Source organism: Aeromicrobium sp. Leaf272 (genome assembly GCF_001422865.1).
Classification (GTDB): domain Bacteria; phylum Actinomycetota; class Actinomycetes; order Propionibacteriales; family Nocardioidaceae; genus Aeromicrobium.
In genome coordinates this window covers 707,209-708,224 of record NZ_LMMY01000009.1, presented here as the reverse complement: position 1 = coordinate 708,224, position 1,016 = coordinate 707,209, and the positions used below count along the sequence as shown (strand labels likewise).

1 protein-coding gene is annotated in these 1,016 nt (G+C 69.7%); it reads left to right on the top strand.

The annotated features are described in order from the left end of the window. Positions 1-21: 21 nt before the first annotated feature. Positions 22-1,016: thioredoxin-disulfide reductase (gene trxB, locus ASF38_RS17900; protein WP_162237305.1), on the top strand; the 995-nt coding region annotated here is incomplete at its 3' end.

Genomic DNA, 1,016 nt, shown 5'->3' with positions numbered 1-1,016 from the left:
CCCGTCTACGAGAAGGCATCCATGAGTACTCAGTCGTCCACCGATGGCGTCCGCAACCTCATCATCATCGGCTCCGGCCCGTCCGGCTACACCGCAGCGGTGTACGCGGCGCGCGCCAACCTGGAGCCGCTCGTGTTCGAGGGCTCGGTCACTGCCGGCGGTGCCCTCATGAACACCACCGAGGTCGAGAACTTCCCCGGCTTCCCCGACGGCATCATGGGCCCGGCGCTCATGGACAACTTCCGTGCTCAGGCCGAGCGCTTCGGTGCCGAGCTGATCTCCGACGACGTCACCGAGGTCGACCTCACCGGCGACGTCAAGACCGTGAGCCTGGCCGACGGCAGCACCTACCGCGCCCACGCGGTCGTGCTGGCCATGGGCTCGGGCTACCGCAAGCTCGGCGTCGACCGTGAGGACGAGCTGTCCGGCCACGGCGTCAGCTGGTGCGCCACGTGCGACGGCTTCTTCTTCCGCGAGCAGAACATCGTGGTCGTCGGCGGCGGCGACTCCGCCGTCGAGGAGGCCACCTTCCTCACCCGCTTCGCCTCCAAGGTCACGCTCGTGCACCGTCGCGACGAGCTGCGCGCGTCGAAGATCATGCAGGACCGCGCCATCGCCAACGACAAGATCGAGTTCGCCTGGAACTCCGAGGTCGCCGAGCTGCACGGCGAGGGCCGGCTCGAGAAGATCACCCTGCGCGACACGGTCACCGGCGAGACCCGCGACCTCGACGCCACGGGCCTGTTCATCGCCATCGGCCACGACCCGCGCTCGGAGCTGCTCACCGGCCAGGTCGACCTCGACGACGAGGGCTACGTGCTGGTGAAGCCCGGCAGCACCGCGACCAACCTGCCCGGTGTGTTCGCCGCGGGCGACCTCGTCGACCACACCTACCGCCAGGCCATCACCGCCGCCGGCACCGGCTGCTCGGCCGCGCTCGACGCCGAGCGGTTCCTCGCCGACATGGAGCAGGCCGGACTGCCCACTCCCGACGTCGCCATGGCCCAGTACGCCGA